Annotated in this window: 17 protein-coding genes and 3 pseudogenes; 15 read left to right on the top strand and 5 right to left on the bottom strand. The window is 71.1% G+C overall.

The window, feature by feature from the left end:
• The first annotated feature begins 101 nt into the window (after positions 1-101).
• From nuoE to nuoN, 10 genes are read left to right on the top strand one after another with little or no spacing between them, the layout of a single operon-like run.
• The gene (gene nuoE, locus ACWC5C_RS33635; protein WP_385440879.1) at positions 102-911 is read left to right on the top strand and encodes an NADH-quinone oxidoreductase subunit NuoE; all 810 of its coding nucleotides are present in this window, start codon (positions 102-104) and stop codon (positions 909-911) included.
• Positions 911-2,290 (top strand): NADH-quinone oxidoreductase subunit NuoF, encoded by a 1,380-nt coding sequence (gene nuoF / locus ACWC5C_RS33630; protein WP_450881696.1) that lies wholly within the window; start codon positions 911-913, stop codon positions 2,288-2,290. Before nuoE ends, nuoF begins: the two co-directional genes overlap by 1 nt.
• Positions 2,287-4,782 (top strand): NADH-quinone oxidoreductase subunit G, encoded by a 2,496-nt coding sequence (locus ACWC5C_RS33625; protein ID WP_450881694.1) that lies wholly within the window; start codon positions 2,287-2,289, stop codon positions 4,780-4,782. The genes nuoF and ACWC5C_RS33625 overlap by 4 nt, the downstream gene beginning before the upstream one ends.
• Positions 4,779-6,149 (top strand): NADH-quinone oxidoreductase subunit NuoH, encoded by a 1,371-nt coding sequence (nuoH, locus tag ACWC5C_RS33620; RefSeq protein WP_385440702.1) that lies wholly within the window; start codon positions 4,779-4,781, stop codon positions 6,147-6,149. Before ACWC5C_RS33625 ends, nuoH begins: the two co-directional genes overlap by 4 nt.
• Positions 6,139-6,765: an NADH-quinone oxidoreductase subunit NuoI gene (gene nuoI / locus ACWC5C_RS33615; RefSeq protein WP_450881692.1), complete on the top strand. Its 627-nt coding sequence runs from the start codon at positions 6,139-6,141 to the stop codon at positions 6,763-6,765. Before nuoH ends, nuoI begins: the two co-directional genes overlap by 11 nt.
• Positions 6,762-7,631 (top strand): NADH-quinone oxidoreductase subunit J, encoded by an 870-nt coding sequence (locus tag ACWC5C_RS33610; RefSeq protein WP_450881690.1) that lies wholly within the window; start codon positions 6,762-6,764, stop codon positions 7,629-7,631. The genes nuoI and ACWC5C_RS33610 overlap by 4 nt, the downstream gene beginning before the upstream one ends.
• Positions 7,628-7,927, top strand: a complete 300-nt coding sequence (nuoK, locus tag ACWC5C_RS33605) for an NADH-quinone oxidoreductase subunit NuoK (protein WP_009715954.1) — start codon at positions 7,628-7,630, stop codon at positions 7,925-7,927. Before ACWC5C_RS33610 ends, nuoK begins: the two co-directional genes overlap by 4 nt.
• A gap of 16 nt (positions 7,928-7,943) precedes the next feature.
• Positions 7,944-9,839: an NADH-quinone oxidoreductase subunit L gene (nuoL, locus tag ACWC5C_RS33600; protein ID WP_450881687.1), complete on the top strand. Its 1,896-nt coding sequence runs from the start codon at positions 7,944-7,946 to the stop codon at positions 9,837-9,839.
• A 3-nt stretch (positions 9,840-9,842) separates the two neighbouring features.
• Positions 9,843-11,507 (top strand): NADH-quinone oxidoreductase subunit M, encoded by a 1,665-nt coding sequence (locus ACWC5C_RS33595; protein ID WP_450881685.1) that lies wholly within the window; start codon positions 9,843-9,845, stop codon positions 11,505-11,507.
• Entirely contained in the window at positions 11,504-13,156 is a 1,653-nt protein-coding gene (gene nuoN, locus ACWC5C_RS33590) for an NADH-quinone oxidoreductase subunit NuoN (RefSeq protein WP_450881683.1), read from the top strand. The genes ACWC5C_RS33595 and nuoN overlap by 4 nt, the downstream gene beginning before the upstream one ends.
• A gap of 99 nt (positions 13,157-13,255) precedes the next feature.
• On the opposite strand, the pseudogene ACWC5C_RS33585 reads toward nuoN, so the two are convergent.
• Positions 13,256-13,591, bottom strand: a pseudogene (locus ACWC5C_RS33585) (HEAT repeat domain-containing protein); the annotation flags it as partial.
• 191 nt (positions 13,592-13,782) lie between these two features.
• Between ACWC5C_RS33585 and ACWC5C_RS33580 the strand changes: the two are divergent.
• Positions 13,783-14,973: an RNA-guided endonuclease InsQ/TnpB family protein gene (locus tag ACWC5C_RS33580; RefSeq protein WP_450881681.1), complete on the top strand. Its 1,191-nt coding sequence runs from the start codon at positions 13,783-13,785 to the stop codon at positions 14,971-14,973.
• A gap of 90 nt (positions 14,974-15,063) precedes the next feature.
• Here ACWC5C_RS33580 and ACWC5C_RS33575 read toward each other — a convergent pair.
• From ACWC5C_RS33575 to ACWC5C_RS33560, 4 genes and pseudogenes are all read right to left on the bottom strand, one after another.
• Positions 15,064-15,132 (bottom strand): annotated as a pseudogene (locus ACWC5C_RS33575) (4Fe-4S dicluster domain-containing protein); the annotation flags it as partial.
• Positions 15,125-15,833, bottom strand: a pseudogene (locus ACWC5C_RS33570) (GntR family transcriptional regulator); the annotation flags it as partial. The pseudogenes ACWC5C_RS33570 and ACWC5C_RS33575, both read right to left, overlap by 8 nt.
• Before the next feature lie 231 nt (positions 15,834-16,064).
• On the bottom strand, positions 16,065-16,565 hold the full coding sequence (locus tag ACWC5C_RS33565) for a hypothetical protein (protein WP_450881679.1): 501 nt from the start codon (positions 16,563-16,565) through the stop codon (positions 16,065-16,067).
• Positions 16,566-16,631: 66 nt separating this feature from the next.
• Complete coding sequence (locus tag ACWC5C_RS33560) at positions 16,632-17,945, bottom strand: fumarylacetoacetate hydrolase family protein (protein ID WP_450881677.1); 1,314 nt, start codon at positions 17,943-17,945, stop codon at positions 16,632-16,634.
• A gap of 250 nt (positions 17,946-18,195) precedes the next feature.
• Between ACWC5C_RS33560 and ACWC5C_RS33555 the strand changes: the two genes are divergently transcribed.
• The 4 genes from ACWC5C_RS33555 to ACWC5C_RS33540 all read left to right on the top strand — a co-directional run bounded on the left by ACWC5C_RS33555 (position 18,196) and on the right by ACWC5C_RS33540 (position 23,398).
• Positions 18,196-19,440, top strand: coding sequence for a carboxylate--amine ligase (locus ACWC5C_RS33555; protein ID WP_450881675.1), 1,245 nt, complete (start codon positions 18,196-18,198; stop codon positions 19,438-19,440).
• 19 nt (positions 19,441-19,459) lie between these two features.
• Positions 19,460-20,662: an FAD-dependent oxidoreductase gene (locus ACWC5C_RS33550; protein WP_450881673.1), complete on the top strand. Its 1,203-nt coding sequence runs from the start codon at positions 19,460-19,462 to the stop codon at positions 20,660-20,662.
• Positions 20,663-20,911: 249 nt separating this feature from the next.
• On the top strand, positions 20,912-21,919 hold the full coding sequence (locus ACWC5C_RS33545; protein ID WP_450881671.1) for a polyprenyl synthetase family protein: 1,008 nt from the start codon (positions 20,912-20,914) through the stop codon (positions 21,917-21,919).
• Positions 21,920-22,159: 240 nt separating this feature from the next.
• Positions 22,160-23,398 (top strand): LolA family protein, encoded by a 1,239-nt coding sequence (locus tag ACWC5C_RS33540; RefSeq protein WP_450881669.1) that lies wholly within the window; start codon positions 22,160-22,162, stop codon positions 23,396-23,398.
• Position 23,399: the final 1 nt, after the last annotated feature.

Raw genomic sequence — 23,399 nt, 5'->3', positions numbered from 1 at the left:
CACGCGGCCGCTCGGCCGCAGACGACGACGATGGCCGCACCGCTGCGCCGCGTGGGCGGAGAAGGGAACAGTGAGGCACCGTGACCGACGTGACCCTGGGCATGCCGCAGCTACCGGCCCCCGACTACCCGGCCGAGGTGCGCTCCCGGCTGGAGGCGGACGCCGCGGAGGTGATCGCCCGCTACCCGGACAGCCGCAGCGCCCTGCTGCCGCTGCTGCACCTGGTGCAGTCCGAGGAGGGCCATGTCACCCGCACCGGCATCCGGTTCTGCGCCGAGGTGCTGGACCTGACCACCGCCGAGGTGACCGCGGTCGCGACCTTCTACACCATGTACCGGCGCAAGGCCTCGGGCGACTACCAGGTCGGGGTGTGCACGAACACCCTGTGCGCGGTGATGGGCGGGGACGCGATCTTCGAGGAGCTGCAGCACCATCTGGAGCTGGGCAACGGGGAGACCACCGAGGACGGCAAGGTCACCCTGGAGCACATCGAGTGCAACGCGGCCTGCGACTTCGCGCCCGTGGTGATGGTCAACTGGGAGTTCTTCGACAACCAGACCGTCGGCTCCGCCAAGCAGCTGGTCGACGACCTCCGCGCGGGCCGCACCGTCACCCCGACCCGGGGCGCGCCGCTGTGCACGTTCAAGGAGACCGCGCGCATCCTCGCCGGTTTCCCCGACCCGCGCCCCGGAGCCGTCGAGGCCGGTGGCTCCGCGGGGCACGCCTCACTCGTCGGGCTGCGGCTGGCCAAGGGCGAGGGCACGCCCGGCCGGGTCGTCTCGCCGAGGTACGGAGGCGCCCCGCAGGACGAGACGCCGCCGGCGCACCCCAGTTCGCACGACGCGCCGCAGCGGACCTCGGCCTCCGATCCGCACCACCCGGCAGGTCCGGTCGCCGAGGAGGGGGAGTGATGACCGTGACGACCGAGCGATCCGAGCACAGCCCCGAGAAGCTGCTGGCACCCGTGCTCTCCGCGCACTGGGACGAGGCCAACTCCTGGTCGCTGCGCGCCTATCTGCGGCACGAGGGCTACCAGGGCAGCGACAAGGCGCTGGCCATGGACCCCGACGCGGTGATCGCGCTGGTGAAGGACGCGGGACTGCGCGGCCGTGGCGGCGCGGGCTTCCCCACCGGAATGAAGTGGCAGTTCATCCCGCAGGGCGACGGCAAGCCGCACTATCTCGTCGTCAACGCGGATGAGTCGGAACCCGGCACCTGCAAAGACATCCCCCTTCTCTACGCCAATCCGCACGCCCTCATCGAGGGCATGATCATCGCCTGCCACGCCATCCGCTCCGAACACGCCTTTATCTACCTGCGCGGTGAGACCGTGCCGGTGCTGCGGCGGCTGCACGAGGCCGTCCGCGAGGCGTACGAGGCGGGCTACCTGGGCACGGCGGAGCGGCGCGGGCGGAAGTTCGGGGTGGACGGGCTTCCCGGCCTCGACATCACGGTGCACGCGGGCGCGGGCGCGTACATCTGCGGTGAGGAGACCGCGCTGCTGGACTCGTTGGAGGGCCGCCGAGGCCAGCCCCGGCTGCGGCCGCCCTTCCCCGCGGTCGCCGGTCTGTACGCGTGCCCCACTGTGGTGAACAACGTCGAATCCATCGCCTCGGTTCCCGCCATCCTGAACAAGGGCAAGGAATGGTTCCGTTCGATGGGCAGCGAGAAGTCCCCGGGCTTCACGCTCTACTCGCTGTCCGGGCACGTGGCCAACCCCGGCCAGTTCGAGGGCCCGCTCGGCATCACCCTGCGCCAGCTGCTCGACATGAGCGGCGGCATGCGGACCGGCCACCGGCTGAAGTTCTGGACGCCCGGCGGCTCGTCCACCCCGCTGCTCACCGAGGAGCACCTCGATGTCCCGCTGGACTACGAGGGTGTGGGCGCGGCCGGGTCGATGCTGGGCACCAAGGCACTCCAGTGCTTCGACGAGACCACCTGCGTGGTGCGGGCGGTGACCCGCTGGACCGAGTTCTACGCGCATGAATCGTGCGGCAAGTGCACACCCTGCCGCGAGGGCACGTACTGGCTGGTGCAGCTGCTGCGCGACGTGGAGGCGGGCAAGGGGCGGATGGCCGACCTCGACAAGCTGGCCGACATCGCCGACAACATCAACGGCAAGTCGTTCTGCGCGCTGGGCGACGGCGCGGCCAGCCCCATCTTCTCCTCGCTGAAGTACTTCCGGGAGGAGTACGAGCAGCACATCACCGGCGGGGGCTGTCCCTTCGACCCGGCCAAGTCCACCGTCTGGGCCGACGAGCCGCGCACCACCTTGGGGGTGACCGCATGACCGTGACCACCAACGCGCCCTCGGGAGGCGGGGAGGCGGCGGTGCCGCGAGAGGACCTGGTCTCCGTCACCATCGACGGGATCGAGATCTCCGTCCCCAAGGGGACGCTGGTCATCCGCGCCGCCGAACTCCTCGGGATCGAGATCCCGCGCTTCTGCGACCACCCGCTGCTCGACCCCGCTGGCGCCTGCCGCCAGTGCATCGTCGAGGTGGAGGGCCAGCGCAAGCCGATGGCCTCCTGCACCATCACCTGCACCGACGGCATGGTCGTGAAGACGCAGCTCACCTCGCCGGTCGCCGAGAAGGCGCAGCGCGGCGTGATGGAGCTGCTGCTGATCAACCATCCGCTGGACTGCCCGGTCTGCGACAAGGGCGGTGAATGCCCGCTGCAGAACCAGGCGATGAGCGCCGGGCAGGCCGACAGCCGCTTCGAGGGCCAGAAGCGCACGTTCGCCAAGCCGGTCCCCATCTCGGCCCAGGTGCTGCTGGACCGCGAGCGCTGTGTGCTGTGCGCGCGCTGCACCCGCTTCTCCAACCAGGTCGCGGGCGACCCGATGATCGAGCTGCTGGAGCGCGGCGCGCTGCAGCAGGTCGGCACGGGGGAGGGCGATCCGTTCGAGTCGTACTTCTCCGGCAACACCATCCAGATCTGCCCGGTGGGCGCGCTCACCTCGGCCGCGTACCGCTTCCGCTCCCGCCCCTTCGACCTGGTCTCCTCGCCGAGCGTGTGCGAGCACTGCTCCAGCGGCTGCGCGACCCGCACCGACCACCGGCGCGGCAAGGTGATGCGGCGGCTCGCGGCGGACGACCCCGAGGTCAACGAGGAGTGGATCTGCGACAAGGGCCGCTTCGGGTTCCGCTACGCGCAGCTCCCGGACCGGCTCTCCACTCCGCTGGTGCGCGACCGCGAGTCGGGGAAGCTGGAACCGGCCGGCTGGCCCGAGGCCCTGGCGGCGGCGGCCGAGGGGCTGGCCGCGGCGCGCGGCCGCACCGGAGTGCTGACCGGCGGGCGGCTGACCGTCGAGGACGCGTACGCGTACGCCAAGTTCGCGCGGACCGTCCTGGAGACCAACGACATCGACTTCCGGGCCCGTGCGCACAGCGACGAGGAGGCCGACTTCCTGGCCGCCCACATCGCGGGCCGAGGCCGTGACCTGGACGGCAGCGGGCTGACGTACACCGCGCTGGAGAAGGCACCGGCGGTGCTGCTGGCCGGGTTCGAGGCCGAGGAGGAGGCGCCCGGCGTCTTCCTGCGGCTGCGCAAGGCCTACCGCAAGCACGGCCAGCGCACCTTCTCGCTCGCCACCCACGCCACCCGGGGTCTGACGAAGGCGGGCGGCACCCTGCTGCCCGCCGCGCCCGGCACCGAGACCGAGTGGCTGGACGCGATCGCGGGACGCACGGGTCTGGACGAGGACGGCGAGTCCGCCGCCGAGGCGCTGCGCCAGGAGGGCGCGGTCATCGTCGTCGGCGAGCGGCTGGGGTCGGTGGCGGGCGGACTCACCGCCGCCGTACGGGCCGCCGCCGCCACCGGGGCCACGCTCGCGTGGATCCCGCGCCGCGCGGGCGAGCGGGGCGCGATCGAGGCGGGCGCCCTGCCCGGGCTGCTGCCCGGCGGCCGCCCGGCGCACGATCCGCGGGCCCGCGAGGAGACCGCCGAGGTGTGGGGGAGCGCCGATCTGCCGCACCAGGTGGGCCGCGACACCGGCCAGATCGTGGAGGCCGCGGCGACCGGCGGGCTCGGTGCGCTGCTGGTCGGCGGGGTCGAGGTGGCGGATCTGCCCGATCCGGCGCGGGCCCTGGCGGCCCTGGACGCGGCGGAGTTCGTGGTCAGCCTGGAGCAGCGGCCCTCGGAGGTCACCGAGCGGGCGGACGTGGTGCTTCCGGTCGCGGCGGTCGTCGAGAAGTCCGGCACGTTCCTCAACTGGGAGGGCCGGGCCCGGCCGTTCGAGGCCGCGCTCAAACCGGACCAGATGACCCGCCGTCACACCCTCCCGGACGGCCGGGTGCTGCACATGCTGGCCGACGCCCTCGATACGGACCTGGGCCTGCCGGACGTGGCGGCCGCCCGCGCCGAGCTGACCCGGCTCTCCACCTGGCAGGGGCTGCGCGCCACCGCCCCGCTGGAGACCGGGGGCCCGCTGCCCCGGCCCACCGAGGGCGAGGCGGTGCTCGCCGGTCACCGGCTGCTGCTCGACCAGGGACGGCTCCAGGAGGGTGACAAGGCGCTGGCGGCGACCCGGCACGCCGCGGTGGCCCGGCTCTCGGCGGCGACCGCCGAGGAGGCGGGGGTGCGCGACGGCCAGCCGCTGCGCGTCACCGGCCCGGACGGTTCCGTCCAGCTGCCCCTGTGTGTGACGCCGATGCCCGACCGGGTCGTCTGGCTGCCGCTGGCCTCCACGGGCGGCGGTGTGCGGCGCGATCTGGGGGCGTCCCCCGGTGACGTCGTCACGATCACCGCTCCCGCGACCGAGCCGGAGGTGACCGCATGAAGTACCTCGCCGCAGAGGACCTGTCGATGTTCGGCAGCGACCCATGGTGGCTGATCCTGATCAAGGCCGTGTTCTGCTTCGCGTTCCTGATGCTGACGGTGCTGATCTCCATCGTCATGGAGCGCAAGGTGATGGGCTGGATGCAGCTGCGCATCGGGCCCAACCGGCACGGCCCCTGGGGCATGCTGCAGTCCCTCGCGGACGGCGTGAAGCTGATGCTCAAGGAGGACGTGGTCGTCAAGGGCGCCGACAAGGTGGTCTACGTCCTGGCGCCGATCGTCGCGGCCATCCCGGCCTTCATGGCGGTCGCGGTGATCCCGTTCGGCCCGTCCGGCGGCGAGGTGTCGGTCTTCGGGCACCGCACCGCGATGCAGCTGACCGATCTGCCGATCGCCGTCCTCTATATCCTCGCCACCGCCTCGGTCGGCATCTACGGCATCGTGCTGGCGGGCTGGTCGTCCGGGTCGACGTATCCGCTCCTCGGCGGCCTGCGCTCCTGCGCCCAGATGATCAGCTACGAGATCGCGATGGGCCTGTCCTTCGCGGCGGTGTTCCTCTACTCCGGGTCGATGTCGACCTCGCAGATCGTCGCCTCCCAGGAGGACCGCTGGTACGTGGTGCTGCTCCCGGTCTCGTTCCTCATCTACATCGTGGCGATGGTCGGGGAGACCAACCGGGCGCCGTTCGACATGCCGGAGTCCGAGGGCGACCTGGTGGGCGGCTTCAACACCGAGTACTCGTCGATCAAGTTCGCGCTGTTCATGCTCGCCGAGTACGTCAACATGGTCACCGTCTCGATGGTCGCCGTCACGCTCTTCCTGGGCGGCTGGCGGGCGCCCTGGCCGATCAGCACCTTCTGGGAAGGCGCCAACCACGGCTGGTGGCCGCTGCTGTGGTTCCTCGGCAAGGTCGTCGCGTCGCTGTTCGTCTTCATCTGGATCCGCGCCTCGCTGCCCCGGGTGCGCTACGACCAGTTCATGAAGCTGGGCTGGAAGGTCCTCATCCCGATCTCGATGGTCTGGCTGATGCTGGTCGCCACCGTGCGGGCGCTGCGCAACGAGAACTACGACAACCAGTCGATCGTGCTGTACGTCGGCGGCGCGGTGATCGCGCTGCTGCTGCTGTCCTTCGTCGTCGACATCTTCCGCGACCGCGGGGCGGCGGCAGCGAAGGGCGAGGCCGGACCGGTGGTGGAGGAGGGTCCCGAGCCCGCCTTCGACCCGATGGCGGGCGGATTCCCGGTGCCGCCGCTGCCCGGCCAGTCCCTGCCGCCCGTACCGCGACGGCGCTCCCGACAGGACCGGGAGCTGATTGTCAGTGGTGGCCCCGACACTGTAAGTGACGGAAAGGAGGCCGATGGTGTCTGACTTCCAGAACCCGGTGGCCGGCTTCGGCGTGACCTTCAAGGCCATGTTCAAGAAGCGGCTGACCGAGCAGTACCCCGAGGAGAAGAAGCCCACCGCGCCCCGCTTCCACGGACGTCACCAGCTCAACCGGCATCCGGACGGGCTGGAGAAGTGCATCGGATGCGAGCTGTGCGCCTGGGCCTGCCCGGCGGACGCGATCTACGTGGAGGGCGCGGACAACACGGACGAGGAGCGCTACTCGCCGGGTGAGCGCTACGGCCGCGTCTACCAGATCAACTATCTGCGCTGCATCCTGTGCGGTCTGTGCGTCGAGGCGTGCCCCACCCGGGCGCTGACCATGACCAATGAGTACGAACTGGCCGACCGCACCCGCGAATCGCTCATCTACACCAAGGAGGAGCTGCTCGCGGGGCTGCAGGACGGCATGGTCGACAGCCCGCACGCCATCTACCCGGGCACGGACGAGCAGGACTACTACCGGGGGCTGGTGACCGAGGCCGCGCCCGGGACCACCCGGCAGGTCGCGGTCAGCAAGGGCGAGACGCCCGAGACCTCCGAGACCTCCGAGACCTCCGAGACCGACGGTGAGCAGGCCGAAGAGGGGGTGCAGGCATGAGCGGCGCACTGGCCGCCGCGGCCTCCACCACCTCCACCGGTGAGGCCGTCCAGTTCTGGGTGCTCGGCACGGTCGCCGTGATCGGCGCGCTGTGCACGATCCTGATGCGCAAGGCCGTGCACAGCGCCCTGAGCCTGGCCGGGACCATGATCGTCCTGGCGGTCTTCTACCTCGCCAACGGGGCGTACTTCCTGGGCGTCGTCCAGATCGTCGTCTATACGGGCGCGGTCATGATGCTCTTCCTCTTCGTCGTGATGCTGGTCGGTGTCACCGCCGCCGATTCGCTGAAGGAGACCCTGAAGGGGCAGCGCTGGCTCGCCGCCCTGTGCGGGCTCGGCTTCGGCATCCTGCTGTGCGCCGGAATCGGGAACGCCTCGCTGACGACGTTCGACGGGCTCGCGCGGGCCAACTCCGGCGGCAATGTGGAGGGCTTGGCGGCCCTGGTCTTCACCAAGTACGTCTTCGCCTTCGAGATCACCGGCGCGCTGCTGATCACCGCGGCGGTCGGCGCGATGGTGCTGACCCACCGCGAGCGCATCGAGCGCGCGCGCAGCCAGCGCGAGCAGTCCGAGGCGCGGGTGCGCACCGGCAAGCACGTCCCGCCGCTGCCCGCCCCCGGTGTCTACGCCCGGCACAACGCGGTGGACATCCCCGGTCTGCTGCCCGACGGCACGACGTCCGAGCTGACCGTCAACGCGACGCTGCGCGGCCGCGGCCAGGTCCGGGACGTCTCCGGTGAGGCGCTGGCGGAGCTGGCGGCGCTGGAGCGGCGCTCGGAGCGCTGGCTCGGGCGGAACCCCAAGGGCTCCAAGGGCGACGACAGCGCCTCTGAGGACGCCGAGCACCACAAGGGAGCCGCCAAGTGAATCCGGTCAACTACCTCTACCTGGCCGCCCTGTTGTTCACCATCGGTGCGGCCGGGGTCGTGATCCGGCGGAACGCGATCGTCCTCTTCATGTGCGTCGAGCTGATGCTGAACGCGTGCAACCTCGCGTTCGTCACCTTCTCCCGGCTGCACGGCAACCTCGACGGCCAGATCATCGCGTTCTTCACGATGGTCGTCGCGGCGGCGGAGGTCGTGGTCGGCCTCGCGATCATCGTGACCGTCTTCCGCTCCCGCCATTCGGCCTCGGTCGACGACGCCAGCCTGATGAAGCTCTAGAAGGGGTCGCGTTCAAGTGGAGAACCTCATCGGATTGCTCGTCGCGGCCCCGCTGCTCGGCGCGGCCCTCCTGCTGTGCGGGGGGCGGCGGCTGGACCGCACGGGCCACTACCTGGGCACGGCGTTCGCGGGCGCCTCCTTCGTGATCGGCGCCGTGCTCTTCGCCGACATGCTGGGCCGGGGCGAGCACGACCGCGCCCTGCACAGCCAGGTCTTCAGCTGGATTCCGGTGGGCGGCTTCCGCGCGGACGTCGCCTTCCAGCTCGATCAGCTGTCGATGACCTTCGTCCTGCTGATCTCGGGTGTGGGCACGCTGATCCACATCTACTCGATCGGCTACATGGAGCACGACGAGCGGCGCCGCCGCTTCTTCGGCTATCTCAATCTGTTCCTCGCGGCCATGCTGCTGCTCGTCCTCGCCGACAACTACCTGCTGCTGTACGTCGGCTGGGAGGGCGTCGGCCTCGCCTCGTACCTGCTCATCGGCTTCTGGCAGCACAAGCCGAGCGCGGCGACGGCGGCGAAGAAGGCGTTCATCGTCAACCGCGTCGGCGACATGGGCCTGTCCATCGCGATCATGCTGATGTTCACGACCTTCGGGTCCTTCGCCTTCGCCCCCGTGCTGTCGACAGCGGACCACGCGAGCGAGGGCAAGCTCACCGCCATCGGGCTGATGCTGCTGCTCGCCGCGTGCGGCAAGTCGGCCCAGGTGCCGCTGCAGTCCTGGCTCGGCGACGCGATGGAGGGCCCGACCCCGGTCTCGGCCCTGATCCACGCGGCGACCATGGTGACCGCGGGCGTCTACCTGATCACCCGCTCCGGCGCCATCTTCAACGCCGCGCCCGACGCACAGGCCGCGGTGGTCGCGGTCGGCGCGGTCACGCTGCTCTTCGGTGCGATCGTCGGTTGCGCGAAGGACGACATCAAGAAGGCCCTGGCCGGGTCGACCATGTCGCAGATCGGCTACATGATCCTGGCCGCCGGGCTCGGCCCGATCGGCTATGTCTTCGCGATCATGCACCTGGTCACCCACGGCTTCTTCAAGGCGGGGCTCTTCCTCGGCGCCGGATCGGTCATGCACGGCATGAACGACGAGGTCGACATGCGCAAGTACGGCGGCCTGCGAAAGTACATGCCGGTCACCTTCGCCACCTTCGGGCTCGGCTACCTCGCCATCATCGGCTTTCCCGGGCTCTCCGGTTTCTGGTCCAAGGACAAGATCATCGAGGCGGCCTTCGCCAAGGGCGGCACCGAGGGCTGGATCCTCGGCGGCGCGGCCCTGCTGGGCGCGGCCATCACCGCGTACTACATGACGCGCGTGATGCTGATGACCTTCTTCGGCGAGAAGCGGTGGGAGCGCGACGCCCAGGGCAACGAACCGCATCCGCACGAGTCGCCGAAGTCCATGACCATCCCCATGATCGTCCTGGCCTTCGGATCGGTCTTCGCGGGCGGGCTGTTCAGCCTGAACGACGCGTTCCTGAAGTGGCTGGAGCCGGTCACCGGCCACAGCCACGGCCACTCCCCGCTCAGCGCCGCGACCGTCACCGCCGGGACGATGGTCGTCCTCGTGATCGGCGTCGCCCTCGCTTGGGCGCAGTACGGGCGCAAGCCCGTGCCGCGCACCGCTCCGCGCGGCTCCCTGCTCACCCGGGCCGCCCGCCGCGACCTGCTCCAGGACGACTTCAACCATGTCGCGCTCGTCCAGCCCGGCCGCTACCTCACCCGCGGTCTGGTCTACGTCGACCACACGCTGGTCGACGGGGTGGTCAACGGCACCGCGGCCGGGGTCGGCGGACTCTCCGGCCGATTGCGCAAGCTCCAGAACGGCTACGCCCGTACGTACGCGGTCTCGATGTTCGGCGGTACGGCGGTCCTCATCGCCGCGACCCTGCTGATGAGGGCGGTCTGAGTCATGTCCTTTCCCCTGCTGACGGCCACGGCCGTGGTGCCCGCGCTCGGCGCGATCGCCACCGCCGCGGTGCCCGCCGCCCAGCGCGCCGCCGCCAAGTGGGTGGCGCTGGCCTTCTCCCTGGTCACCCTCGCCCTCGCGGCGGTCATCCTGGTCCGCTTCGACCCGGACGGCGGCCGCTTCCAGCTCACCGAATCCCACGCCTGGATCAAGGACTTCGGGGTCCGCTACGAACTGGGCGTGGACGGCATCGCGGTCGCCCTGATCGCGCTCACCGCCGTGCTCATCCCCTTCATCATCCTGGCGGGCTGGCATGACGCCGATCCGCTGGAAGGCGCCCGCCCGAACCGCCGCTGGCGGCCCACCCAGGGCTTCTTCGCGCTGATCCTGCTGGTCGAGGCGATGGTGGTGATCTCCTTCGAGGCCACCGACGTCTTCGTCTTCTACATCTTCTTCGAAGCCATGCTCATCCCGATGTACTTCCTCATCGGCGGCTTCGGGGACCGGGCCGGGGAGCGGTCCGAGGAGGAGACGGCCACCCAGCGCTCGTACGCCGCCGTGAAGTTCCTGCTCTACAACCTGGCGGGCGGGCTGATCATGCTGGCCGCGGTGGTCGGGCTCTACGCGGTCACCGCCGACGACCTGGGCACCGGCACCTTCTCGCTCCAGCAGATCGTGGACGCCCGGGCGAGCGGACAGCTGGACATCGCGCCCACCACCGAACGGCTGCTGTTCCTCGGCTTCTTCTTCGCCTTCGCGGTGAAGGCCCCGCTGTGGCCGCTGCACACCTGGCTGCCCAACGCGATGGGCGAGTCCACCGCGCCCGTGGCCGTGCTGATCACCGCGGTCGTCGACAAGGTCGGCACCTTCGCGATGCTCCGCTTCTGCCTCCAGCTCTTCCCCGAGGCCAGCAAGTGGGCCACCCCGGTGATCCTGGTCCTCGCGCTCATCAGCATCATCTACGGGGCGCTGCTGGCGATCGGCCAGCGGGACATCAAGCGGCTGATCGCCTACGCGTCGATCTCCCACTTCGGCTTCATCGTCCTCGGCATCTTCGCCATGACCACCCAGGGCCAGGGCGGCGCCACCCTCTACATGGTCAACCACGGCATCTCGACCGCCGCGCTGATGCTGGTGGCCGGGTTCCTCATCACCCGGCGCGGCTCCCGGCTCATCGCCGACTACGGAGGCGTGCAGAAGGTCGCCCCGGTGCTCGCCGGGACCTTCCTGATCGGCGGTCTGGCCACCCTCTCGCTGCCCGGGCTCGCGCCCTTCATCAGCGAATTCCTGGTGCTCGTCGGCGCGTTCGCCCGCTATCCGGTGGTCGGAGTGATCGCCACCCTCGGCATCGTGCTCGCCGCGCTGTACGTCCTGATCCTCTACCAGCGGACCATGACCGGCCCGGTGAAGGAGGAGGTGCGCACCATGCCCGATCTGCGGCCGCGCGAGGTGCTCGTCGTCGCGCCGCTGATCGCGCTGCTGCTCTTCCTCGGCGTCTACCCCAAGCCGCTGACCGAGATCGTCAACCCGGCGGTCGACCACACGCTGTCCGTGGTGGACGAGAAGGATCCCAAGCCCGATCACCCCGTCACTGACGCGGGCTGGTTCCACTACAGCCCCAAGCCCGAGGGTGCTTCCCACGACGGTGCTTCCGGAGGTGCCAAGTGACCCACGCGGCCACTGTCCACAGCCTGTGGACGACAGCGGCGGCGGCGCCCGACAAGATCCCCGCGCCGCACATCGAGTACGGGCAACTGGCGCCCACCCTGATCGTGCTCGGCGCCGCGATCATCGGCGTACTCGTCGAGGCGTTCCTGCCGCGCGCCCAGCGTTACGCGGCGCAGCTGTTCGTCTCCGTCGTCTCCCTCGCCGCGGCCTTCGCGGCCGTCATCGGCCTCGCCGCCAGTGACTACGGCACCGGGAAGGCCCATGTCGCGGCCATGGGTGCCATCGCCGTCGACGGGCCCGCGCTCTTCCTCCAGGGCACCATTCTCCTGGTCGCGCTGGTCTCGGTGTTCACTTTCGCCGAGCGGCGGCTCGACCCGGTCGTCCACGGCAACCGCGTCGACTCCTTCGCGGCCCAGGCCGCCGCCGTGCCCGGCGGCGACGCCGAGAAGTCCGCCGTCAAGGCCGGGTTCACCACCACCGAGGTCTTTCCGCTGGTCCTCTTCGCGGTGGGCGGCATGCTCGTCTTCCCCGCCGCGAACGACCTGCTGACCCTGTTCGTGGCGCTGGAGGTCTTCTCCCTCCCGCTGTACATCCTGTGCGCGCTCGCCCGGCGCCACCGGATGCTGTCCCAGGAGTCCGCCGTCAAGTACTTCCTGCTCGGCGCCTTCTCCTCCGCGTTCCTGCTCTTCGGGATCGCCCTGCTGTACGGGTACGCGGGCACCGTGGCGTACGCCGGTATCGCCGACGTCGTGAACGGCCAGGTCCGCAACGTCACCCCGGCGCTCGCCGGGACCATGGGCAACGACGTGCTGCTGCTCCTCGGCGGGGCGCTGGTGCTGATGGGGCTGCTGTTCAAGATCGGCGCCGTGCCGTTCCACATGTGGACCCCGGACGTCTACCAGGGCGCCCCCACCCCGGTCACCGGCTTCATGGCCGCGGCCACCAAGGTGGCGGCCTTCGGCGCGCTGCTGCGGCTGCTGTACGTCGTCCTGCCGGGGCTCCGCTGGGACTGGCGGCCGGTGATGTGGGGCGTCGCCATCGTCACCATGCTGGGCGGCGCGATCGTCGCCGTCACCCAGACCGATGTGAAGCGGCTGCTGGCCTACTCCTCCATCGCACACGCCGGGTTCATCCTCGCCGGTGTCATCGCCACCACGCCGGAGGGCATCTCCTCCGTCCTCTTCTACCTCGCCGCGTACTCCTTCGTGACCCTCGGCGCCTTCGCCGTGGTCACCCTGGTGCGCGACGCGAGCGGCGAGGCCACGCATCTGTCGAAGTGGGCCGGTCTGGGGCGTCGTTCGCCCCTGGTGGCCGCCGTCTTCGCGATCTTCCTGCTGGCCTTCGCCGGTATCCCGCTGACCAGTGGTTTCGCGGGGAAGTTCGCGGTCTTCAAGGCGGCGGCGGACGGGGGCGCGGGTGCGCTGGTCGTGGTCGGTGTGATCTCGTCGGCCATCGCGGCCTTCTTCTACATCAGGGTCATCGTGCTGATGTTCTTCAGCGAACCCCGCGCGGACGGCCCCTCGGTGGCCGTCCCGAGCCCCCTGACGTCGTCGGCGATCGCGATCGGCGTGGCGGTGACGGTAGTCCTGGGCGTGGCCCCGCAGTACTTCCTGGACCTGGCGGGCCAAGCAGGCGTCTTCGTACGCTAGCCGTCCCCGCCCCCAGTGCGCTCCGCCCCGGCCGGACACCGCGACGGTGCCTGGCCGGGGCACCGTCATTCCCCACCCCCTCCCCGAACCCAGGGACAGCACCGCCGCCTTGCGGACGTCGGCGTGGGGGTCGGTCAGGGCCCCGGCGAGGGCCGGGACGGCGACGGGCGGGGCGGCGGCGGACAGGGCCGTCGCCGCGGCCCGGCGGACCTGCCAGGCGGGGTCCTGCTGGGCCGCCAGCGCCTCCGCGTCCAGTGGTGGCGGGCAGCCCGCCGAGGCCAGGGATTCCAGGGCGGCGGCCCGTACCAGGACGTCCCCGTCGTGCAGCAGGGGCGTGAGGAGGCGGCGGGCGTCGGCCGCCGGGGGCCAGGGTGTCCAGGGCGCCGCCGTCGCCACCCGCACCTCGCGCGACGCGTCGGCGGCGCCCGGCTCCATCCTGTGATGGCGACGCGGAGCGTCGCAGTGTCTGGACCTACCGGGGCGTGGAGCCCCCGTAAGACCGCCAGCAAAGCCGGAAAAGCGAATGTATGTACCTGTGTTCGCTGATTGTGATGACAAGGTGCGGTAAGGGTACGGGCGTACGTGTGTCGCACGTATGGTCTCCCCAGGTGGGAGGGGGTGATGTCATGCCGGTGGTGAAGGAGAGCGGGCATGCCCGATACACGTACCGGCTGCGTGTGTCGTCGACCGCCCGCACGCTGCTGCTCGCCGAGTGGGACCGCTGCCGGTGGGTGTGGAACGAATGCGTCGCCAAGTCCCGAGCCGTACACGCCCACAACAAGGCCGCCCCGGACGACAGGCTGACGTGCGGCCCGGCTCAGCTCGACAAGATGCTGACCGGGGCCCGCGAGTGCACGCCGTGGCTGCGTGAAGGCGCCTCGGTACCGCAGCAGCAGATCATCCGGGACTTCGCCAAGTCCCGCTCCAAGGCTTGGAAGGACATCGAGAAGCGGCTGCCGATACGGCAGCGCGCGGGCATGCCCCGGCACAAGAAGAAGCGCGAGGCCGACCCAACCCTGAACTACACGGTGCGCGGGTTCCGGCTGAAGGACGGCCGCCTGCACCTCGCCGGCGGCATCGTGCTGACCGTGGTGTGGTCGCGTGAGCTGCCCGCCGCGCCCTCCTCGGTGCGCGTGTACCGCGACGCGGCGGGGCACTGGTACGCCTCCTTCGTCGTCGCCACCGAGGTGCAGCCGCTTCCCACGACCGGCGCCGTCCTCGGGGTGGACTGGGGCGTGAAGGAGACCGCCACGACCACATCTGACACCCACGACCTCCCCCACGCCCAGCACGGCCGGAAAGCCGCTCAGCGGCTCGCCCGATACCAGCGGATGATGGCCCGCCGCCGCCCCGCCCGTGGGCAGGCCGCGTCCACGGGCTACCGTGAGGCACAGCGGCAGACGGCGAAGCTGCACAAGCAGGTGGCGCGGCAGCGGCAGGACACCGCCCGCAAGTGGGCGAAGCGCGTCGTGACTGACCACGACGCCCTGGCCGTCGAGGACTTCCGCCCGAAGTTCCTCGCCAAGACCACCATGGCGCGCAAGGCGGCGGACGCCGCGATCGGCGCGACCAAGCAGGCCCTGGTCGAGATGGGCCGCAAGCACGGGCGGGACGTCCGCCTCGTGCATCCCGCGCACACCACCATGGACTGCGCGTCGTGCGGTGCGAGAACCAAGCACGCACTTCCGCTGTCGGAACGTACCTACACCTGCACCATGTGCGGAGCCGTCTCCCCCAGGGACAAGAACTCCGCGCGCGTGATGCTCGTCCGGGCAGGTCTGAACCCGGCTGGTGCCGAGGGCGTAAGACCTTCCTGAGCGCTGCTCCGGAAGGCAGCCTGAGCCAGGACTCCCTTCCCCTTCAGGGAGGGGAGCAGTCAACTCAGGAGATAGGGCATCTTGCTTGATGACCGTGACCGCGCCGGTGGTACAGCGGGCGGCGCACGGGCCGCAGTACCAGCACTCGTCCACGTTCATGTGCCAGGTGGCTGAGCCGCTCCAGCATGAGGACGGCCGCGCCGCGCGGGGCCTGGAGCACGGCGGCGGAGTGCGCGTCGGCGTTGACGGCCTCCAGGGTGATCTCGGCGGTGCCGAGCCGCTGTCCGGTGATCTTCTCGATCAGCCGGAACACATCGGTGTTCTCCAGGTCGGCGCCCAGCAGTTCGGCGCCGATGTCCATCGGGAGGTAGGTGAGGTCGAGGGAGAGCGGCAGACCGTCGAGCTGCCGCAGCCGCTCGACGTAGAGGACATCGGTGCGTACGGGGACCCGCAGCCGGTCGGCGACGCAGGCGGGGGCGGGCACCGGGCCGACGGTGCGCACCTCGTTGGTGACCCGGCCGTGTTCCTTCAGGGTCTCCGCCAGCCCCTGCAGCCGGTCGAGGCCGTGCGGGTACTTCTCGGCCACGACGACCGTACCCACGCCCGGCTGCCGCTCCACCAGCCGCTCGGCGCGCAGCAGGTCGAGCGCCAGGCGCACGGGTGTTGCGGGACGCGCCGTAGTCCGCGCCGAGCGCGTCCTCCAGCGGCAGTACGCCCCCGGGGAAGCCGCCGGTGAGGATCTGGTGGCGGAGCAGATCGGCGAGCTGCCGGGCCTGGTCGGCGCGCAACCGGCGGCGGCGCGCGGCGGCGAGCGGCGGGGCGTGCTCGCGGGTGCGTTCGCGGGTGCGTTCGGCTGGCATCGGCCGGCTCCGGGGTGGTGTGCTGGGCGGCGGGTCTGTTTCGGACCATACCGACGGGGCCGGTGCGATGGTGTTGCCAGTACATTGCGCCACCTGGCGGCCCGTTGGAAACCGCCCTGACCTGCGCCTATCACCAGCGCGGAAGCAAGATCTGCCACTGCGCGCGGCGAGCCCCCGGCGATTTCACCGGGGGCTCGCGGGGTGCGGCGGGAGGGGAACGGCGGGCCGGGATCAGCCGGTGGGAATGTCCTTCGGCAGGTCGGTGGGGAGACCGGAGGGCAGCGAGGTCGGCATGCCCGAGGGGACGTCGCCGGGGGTGGCCCGGGTGAAGGTGTCGTTCTCGGAGAGCGCGTCCCAGTCGACGGTGAGCGTCTTGCCGTCGCCGCTCGGGGCCACCTTGCCCATGGCGCGGTCGGTGTTGCCGTCGGCGCACTTGAACATCAGCATCTTCTCGCCGGTGTCGGTGTACTCACCGTTGCAGACGTGCTTGCCCGCGATCAGGGAGGCCTTCTCGCCGCCGATGGAGAGGATGAGCGTCTGGCCGCCGTTCTTGGCGAGGTAGGCGCCGGTGATCGTGGAGTCCGCGCCCCCCTCCGCCGGGGCGCTCGACTCCTGCGCCGACGGCGTGTCCTTGGAGGTGTCCTTCGTCCCCTCGTCGCTGTCACTGCCGCACGCCGTCAGCAGAAGGGCGGCCGCGGCCACCGTCCCGGCGATACTCGCTGCCTTCTTCACGCGCTTCTCCTCGGATATTGGATATCAGGGCCATCGGGGCAAGGAGCACGACAAATTAGCAGCCGCTCATGACGCCGCCGGGACAACGTGGCCGGTCACCTCGCCCAGACCGATGCGGACCCCGTCCGGGCCGGGCGCCCAGGCGGTGAGGGTCACCTCGTCGCCGTCCTCCAGGAAGGTGCGGGTGCCGTCGGGGAGGCGGAGGGGGTCGCGGCCGCCCCAGGTGAGTTCGAGCAGACAGCCCAGCTCGTCCTGGTGCGGGCCGCTGACCGTGCCGGAGGCGAAGAGGTCGCCGGTGCGCAGCGAGGCGCCGTTCACGGTCAGGTGGGCGAGCTGCTGGGCCGCGGTCCAGTACATGGCGGAGAACGGGGGCCGGGAGACGGTGTGGCCGTTGACCGCCACGTCGAGGCGGAGATCGAACCCGCCGGGCTCGGCGGCCGAGTCGTCGAGGTAGGGGAGCGGCGGGACGTCGCGGGCGGGCGGGGCGGTACGGGCCGCGGCGAGCGCGTCCAGCGGGGTGACCCAGGCGGCGAGGGAGGTGGCGAAGGACTTGCCGAGGAAGGGGCCGAGGGGGCGGTACTCCCAGGCCTGGATGTCGCGGGCGGACCAGTCGTTGAGGAGACAGACGCCGAAGACGTGATCGTGGAACCCGGCGAGCGGCAGCGGTGTATTCAGAGGTGAGGGGGCACCGACGACGAACGCGACCTCGGCTTCGAAGTCGAGGCGCAGCGAGGGGCCGAAGACCGGCCGGGGAGGAGCGGGCGATGAGGGAGCAGACGATGCGGGGCCAGACGATGCGGGGCCAGACGATGCGGGGCCAGACGATGCGGGAGCGGGGGCTTCGGCCGGGGGCAGGTGCTGGCCCTGGGGGCGGACGATGGGCGAGCCCGAGACGAGCACGGTACCGGCCCGGCCGTGGTAGCCGATCGGCATGTGCTTCCAGTTGGGGGTGAGGGCGTCGCCGTCCGGGCGGAAGATCTTGCCCGCGTTGGAGGCGTGGTGCTCGCTGGCGAAGAAGTCGACATAGTCCGCCACCTCGATCGGGAGGTGGAGAGCCACGGTGGCGAGGGGGTGCATCAGGGGCTCGATGGCGTGCCGGTGCGCCGGGTCGGTCAGCCAGTCGCGCAGCTCCGCGCGGACGGCCTGCCAGGCCGGACGGCCCGCGGCCATCAGCGGGTTGAGCGAGGAGGCGCCGAGCAGCTCGGCGTGCGGGGAGGCCGCGGCCGCCGCGGCGGCGCCCGCGTCCAGCACATGACTGCCGTAGCGCACGCCGATTTTCCGCAGATGAGGGGCTTCGGAGGTGGTGAAGACGCCATAGGGGAGGTTGTCCGGGCCGAAGGGGTCGCCTTCGGGCAGGTCGAGCGGGCTTCGCTGCGCCATGGGTGGGGGTGCCTCGCCTTCTCGTCGTCGCCACCGCTGTCGTCACGGTGGGGGCGCCACGGTGGGGTGTCGCCACGGTCGGGGCTCACCCTATGGCCCGGGGGTATGCCACCCCTGTGGGGTGACTGCCACCTAAAGGGATGGCAATGTCCGGAAAATCCTTGCTGAAGGAGGTAAATCCGAAGTAGCGTCCTGGATCAGGTCACGCACAGTGGGGGGACCACTGCGGTGGGGTGACCGAGGGGGACTCGTGGCGAGCAGTGCTGTGCCGTTCGCGGTGGACCGTTCCGTGCCGGGGCTGATCGTGAAGATAGGCGATTACCCGCTGCATCACGGGGGTGTGGGGGCCATCCGCTCCCTGGGCCGTCTCGGCATCCCCATGTACGCGGTCACCGAGGACCGTTGGACCCCGGCCGCCCAGTCGCGCTATCTGAAGCGGGCCTTCGTCTGGCCGACCACCGGCAGGGAGCGGCCGGAGCGGCTGGTCGAGGGGTTGCTGCGGGCGGCGCGGGCGATCGGCCGTCCGGCGGTCCTGGTGCCCACGGACGAGGAGGCGGCGGTGCTGATCGGCGAGCATGCCGATGTGCTCGCCGGGGAGGGCCGGTTCCTCTTCCCGCGCACCGAGCCGGGGCTGCCCCGGCGGCTGGCCAGCAAGCAGGGGCTGCACGAGCTGTGCGTCGAGCACGGGGTGCCCACCCCGGAGGCGGTGTTCCCCGCTTCGTACGCCGACGTCAAGGCGTTCGCGGTGAGCGCGCGGTTTCCGGTCGTCGCCAAGAACCGGGAGGCGTTCGAGCGGCGGGCGAAGCCCGCGGTGGGCGGCACCACGCGGATCGCCGGGCCGCGCGAGCTGCTGGCGCTGGCCCGCGACTGGGGGCCACGGCCCGGGGTGGTCCTCCAGGAGTACCTGCCACGGGAGTCCGCCGAGGACTGGATCGTGCACGCCTACTTCGACGCGGAGTCCTCGCCGCTGGCGATGTTCACCGGCGTCAAGGTGCGGTCCTGGCCGCCGCACGCGGGCATGACGGCGTGCGCCTACGCGGTGGACAACGAGGAGCTGGCCCGGATGACGGCCCGGTTCATCAAGCGGATCGGCTTCAGCGGCATCGTCGATCTGGACTGGCGCTTCGACCGGCGGGACGGGCGGTACAAGCTGCTGGACTTCAACCCCCGGATGGGCGCGCAGTTCCGGCTCTTCGAGAACGAGGCGCGGCTCGACGTCGTCCGGGCGCAGCACCTCGATCTGACGGGGCGCAAGGTGCCCGAGGCCGCGCAGCTGGCGGCCCGGCGGTTCGTCGTCGAGAACATCGACCTGCCCGCCCTGCTCGCCTACCGCCGCAGTGGATACACCACGCCGCACGCGCCCGCCCGGGCGAGCGGGACCGAGCTGGCCTGGGCCGCGCGCGACGACCTGCGGCCGTTCTTCACCATGCTGGCGCGCTGCGTGCGGCCCGGTGCGACGCATCTGTACCGGATGTGGCGCGCCAAGAACAGGTAACGCCTTGGGGAGGGGATTCGTGAACGATCCGGTAGCAGTCATCGGGGCCGGTCCATACGGTCTGTCGGCCGCCGCCCACTTACGCGCCCGCGGCCTGCCGGTCCGCGTCTTCGGCGAGCCGATGGTGAGCTGGCGCGAGCAGATGCCCGCGGGCATGCTGCTCAAGTCCACCCCGGTCGCGTCGACCATCGACGCACCGCAGCCGGGGCACACCCTGCTCGACTACTGCCACGCGGTGGGCGGCACGCCCTATCAGTCCGACTGGGACATCATCCCCGTCGAGACCTTCGCGGGGTACGGGCTGTGGTTCCAGGAGCGGCTGGTGCCGGAGCTGGAGCGGACCCGGGTGGTGGCCGTCGACCGGCGGGGCGGCCGCTTCGAGCTGAAGCTGGATTCGGGGGAGCAGTTCACGGCGCGGGCCGTCGTGGTGGCCAGCGGGCTCAGCGGGCTGGCCCATCTGCCCGCCGAGTTCGCCGCCGCCGTCCCCGACGGCCCGTCTGCGGCCGGGCCGGTGTCGCACAGTTCACACCACCATGACCTGGGGCGGTTCGCGGGCCGCGAGGTCGTCGTGGTCGGGGCCGGGCAGTCGGCGCTGGAGAGCGCGGTGCTGCTGGCCGAGGCGGGCGCCGCGTCGGTGCGGGTGGTGGCCCGGGGGAGGGCCGCCGTCGCCTTCGGCTCCCCGCCGGACCGTCAGCCCCGGCTGCGGCCCGTATCGCCCTTCGGCCGCGCCTGGTCGCTGTACGCGCTGTCGTACCACGCGGCGGGCTTCCGGCGGCTGCCCGCACCGGCCCGGGAGTATCTGGTGCGCACGGTGCTCGGGCCCAAGGGCGCCTGGTGGCTGCGCGGTCGCTTCGCCGGGAAGGTGAAGGTCACCCAGGGAGTGAAGGTCACCCGGGTCACCGTGGAGAGCGGCGGCAGGCCGGTGCTCACGCTGGGCGGCGGCGGCCGGGTCGGCGAGCTGGCCGCGGACCATGTGATGGCCGCGACCGGCTACCGGATGGATCTGGCCGCGCTCGGCTTCCTCGGCCCCGAGCTGCGCGCCCAGGTGGTCACCGGCGCCGGTGGTCCCCGACTGGACGCCGGGTATGGCTCGTCGGTGCCGGGGCTCTATTTCACCGGGCTCCCGGCGGCGGCCTCCTTCGGCCCGGTGATGCGGTTCGTGTGCGGCACGGAGTACGCGTCGCCCCGGCTGGCGAAGGCGGTGGCCGCCGCGCACGGATGAGTGACCTGAGCCGGGCCCTGGGCCCGGTTCCGCCCCCGATCGGTGAACGGTCGGGGGCCACATGATGAATGATCTGCTCGCGATCGCGGTACCGCGTGGGTAACCGGTCGATTCGGGGTGAGGGCGTTGTGCTGCGCACAAGGCGGGAAGGCGCCCACAGCGATCGATACCCGACCGGATACGCTGCCTTTTGGTGGAGGCGGCGACACATCGACATTCCGCGTGAACGTAGGCAGACAGGAGTACCCCGTGAGCGTCATCGGGCCCTTCGGGCTGAGCGTGCGGGACCAGACTCTGGAAGCCGATACCCAAGCCGGGCTGGCGGCTGTCGAAGAGGGCCTGCTGGAGGCCACCAAGAGCGACGTGCCGTTCATCACCGAGGCCGCCCAGCATCTGGTGCGCGCGGGCGGCAAGCGTTTCCGGCCCCTGCTGGTGCTGCTGGCCGCCCAGTTCGGCGACCCGTACGCCCCCGGTGTGGTGCCCTCGGCGGTCGTCGTCGAGCTGACGCATCTGGCCACGCTCTACCACGACGACGTCATGGACGAGGCGGAGGTGCGGCGCGGGGTGCCCAGCGCCAATGCCCGCTGGGGCAATTCGGTCGCGGTGCTCACCGGTGACTTCCTCTTCGCCCGCGCCTCCCACGTCCTGGCCGACCTGGGTCCTGAGGCGGTACGGGTCCAGGCCGAGGCGTTCGAGCGGCTGGTCACGGGCCAGATCCTGGAGACCGCCGGACCGCGCGGCCGCGACCCCATCGAGCACTATCTGGACGTCCTCGCGGGCAAGACCGGCTCGCTGATCGCCGTCTCGGGGCGGTTCGGCGCGATGATGTCGGGCGCCGACGAGTCCATCGTCAACATCCTGACCCAGTACGGCGAGCGGCTCGGCATGGCCTTCCAGCTGGCCGACGACGTGCTGGACATCGCCAGCGACAGCCATGAGTCAGGCAAGACCCCCGGCACCGATCTGCGCGAGGGCATCGCCACCCTTCCCGTCCTGCATCTGAGAGCGCGGACGGAGGCGACCGGTGCGCCGGAGGACCGGGAGCTGTGCGAGCTGCTCGCGGGCGACCTCACCGACGACGCCCGCCACGCCGAGGTGCTGCGGCGGCTGCGCGCCCACCCCGCCCTGGAGCAGGCCCGCCGGGACACGCTGCGCTACGCGGCGGAGGCCCGCTCGATGCTGGCACCCCTGCCGGAGGGCCCGGCGAAGTCGGCCCTGGAGGGCCTGTGCGACGCGGTGGCCCACCGGGCCGGATGATCTCCACCCCGTACCGTCCCGGGGCCGTAGCCCCTACGGGATACCCCGAGGGGGATCCGCCTCGCGGCGCGGACCGTCATACCGGAGCAGTACACACACTTGATCCTGCGGGCTGACGTATCGGCCCTCCCGATTTGGTGGGATGAGAAGACCACCACATGGCGGGATCGGGAGACAATGGCCCGAGAGGTGGACGAGTGCAGGCTGACGACCGCCGCCGACGACGGAGGTAGAGCACACATGGCACGGATCCGACCGATACAGGTCGCCGACGACGGCTTCTGGGACGACGAACGGCCCACACGACGCACCAAGGCGCTCCGCTACGGGGCCCCGGTCGCGGTCGCGGGCATCGCGGCCGCGACGATCGGGCTGGTCCCGGCGCTGGCCAGCAGCGGCGCCCCGGACCTGCCGAAGATCACGGCACAGCAGCTGATCAGCAAGATGGCCGCATCGGACCAGCAGCAGGTGTCCGGCTCGGTGAAGATCACCACCGATCTGGGGCTCCCCACGCTCCCGGGCGGCGGCTCCCTCGCCGGTGCCGCGAACGGCCTCGCGGGCGAGAAGGGCGAGGGCACCGCGCCGGAGGCCAAGCTCACCGAGCTGGCGTCCGGCACCCACACCCTGCGGGTGGCCGCCGACGGCCCCGACAAGCAGCGGGTGTCGATCGTCGAGAACGCCGCCGAGTACAGCATGATCCACAACGGTGATCAGCTGTGGGCGTACGACAGCGGAAGCAACTCCGTCTTCCACGCCAGCGCCCCCAAGGACGCCGCGGACAAGCGCGACCAGGCCCCCAAGGGTCTGGAGCGTGCCACCCCGCAGCAGTTCGCGAAGCAGATGCTGGCCGCCGTGGACGACACCACCGAGGTGACGGTCGACGGCACCACCCAGGTCGCCGGGCGGGACGCCTACGAGCTGCTGATCAAGCCCAAGCAGAGCGCCTCCACGGTCGGCTCGGTCCGGATCGCGGTCGACGCGGACAACGGTGTGCCGCTGAAGTTCACCCTCACCCCGAAGAGCGGCGGCAAGGCGGCCGTCGACGTCGGCTTCACCAAGGTCGACTTCGGCAAGCCCGCCGCGGGCACCTTCGACTTCACGCCGCCCAAGGGCGCCAAGGTCACCCACGACAGCGCCGACGGCCCGGGTCACGGGGAGAAGGGCTTCAAGGGCCAGCCGGGCGGCGCGGACGCGCTGTCCGGGCTGAACGTCACCGGGAAGGGCTGGGACACCATCGCCCGCCTCGACGACGGCCAGAAGGCCGGGGCGACCGGCGAGACCCCCTCCGCCCCGGGCGGCGACGGCGGAGCGGCCTCCGACCTCCTCGGCAGCTTCGGCAAGAAGGTCAAGGGCGACTTCGGCTCCGGCACGGTGTTCAGCACCCGCCTGGTCAACGCGCTGATGACCGACGACGGCAAGGTCTTCGTCGGCGCGGTCGACAAGGAAGCCCTGGTCGCGGCCGCCAACAAGGCCAAGTAGG

The organism is Streptomyces sp. NPDC001700 (genome assembly GCF_053596435.1).
The sequence above is the reverse complement of the archived record's forward strand: the minus strand, read 5'-3'. Positions and strand labels throughout refer to the sequence as shown.

What these genes read in the sequence shown, in the direction of transcription:
- ACWC5C_RS33540 (WP_450881669.1), top strand. Translation starts at nt 22,160, where the DNA reads ATGGCACGGATCCGACCGATACAGGTCGCCGACGACGGCTTCTGGGAC.
- ACWC5C_RS33580 (WP_450881681.1), top strand. Translation starts at nt 13,783, where the DNA reads ATGCCGGTGGTGAAGGAGAGCGGGCATGCCCGATACACGTACCGGCTG.
- ACWC5C_RS33595 (WP_450881685.1), top strand. Translation starts at nt 9,843, where the DNA reads ATGTCCTTTCCCCTGCTGACGGCCACGGCCGTGGTGCCCGCGCTCGGC.
- ACWC5C_RS33610 (WP_450881690.1), top strand. Translation starts at nt 6,762, where the DNA reads ATGAGCGGCGCACTGGCCGCCGCGGCCTCCACCACCTCCACCGGTGAG.
- nuoE (WP_385440879.1), top strand. Translation starts at nt 102, where the DNA reads ATGCCGCAGCTACCGGCCCCCGACTACCCGGCCGAGGTGCGCTCCCGG.
- nuoF (WP_450881696.1), top strand. Translation starts at nt 911, where the DNA reads ATGACCGTGACGACCGAGCGATCCGAGCACAGCCCCGAGAAGCTGCTG.
- nuoH (WP_385440702.1), top strand. Translation starts at nt 4,779, where the DNA reads ATGAAGTACCTCGCCGCAGAGGACCTGTCGATGTTCGGCAGCGACCCA.
- nuoI (WP_450881692.1), top strand. Translation starts at nt 6,139, where the DNA reads ATGGTGTCTGACTTCCAGAACCCGGTGGCCGGCTTCGGCGTGACCTTC.
- ACWC5C_RS33625 (WP_450881694.1), top strand. Translation starts at nt 2,287, where the DNA reads ATGACCGTGACCACCAACGCGCCCTCGGGAGGCGGGGAGGCGGCGGTG.
- ACWC5C_RS33560 (WP_450881677.1), bottom strand. Translation starts at nt 17,945, where the DNA reads ATGGCGCAGCGAAGCCCGCTCGACCTGCCCGAAGGCGACCCCTTCGGC.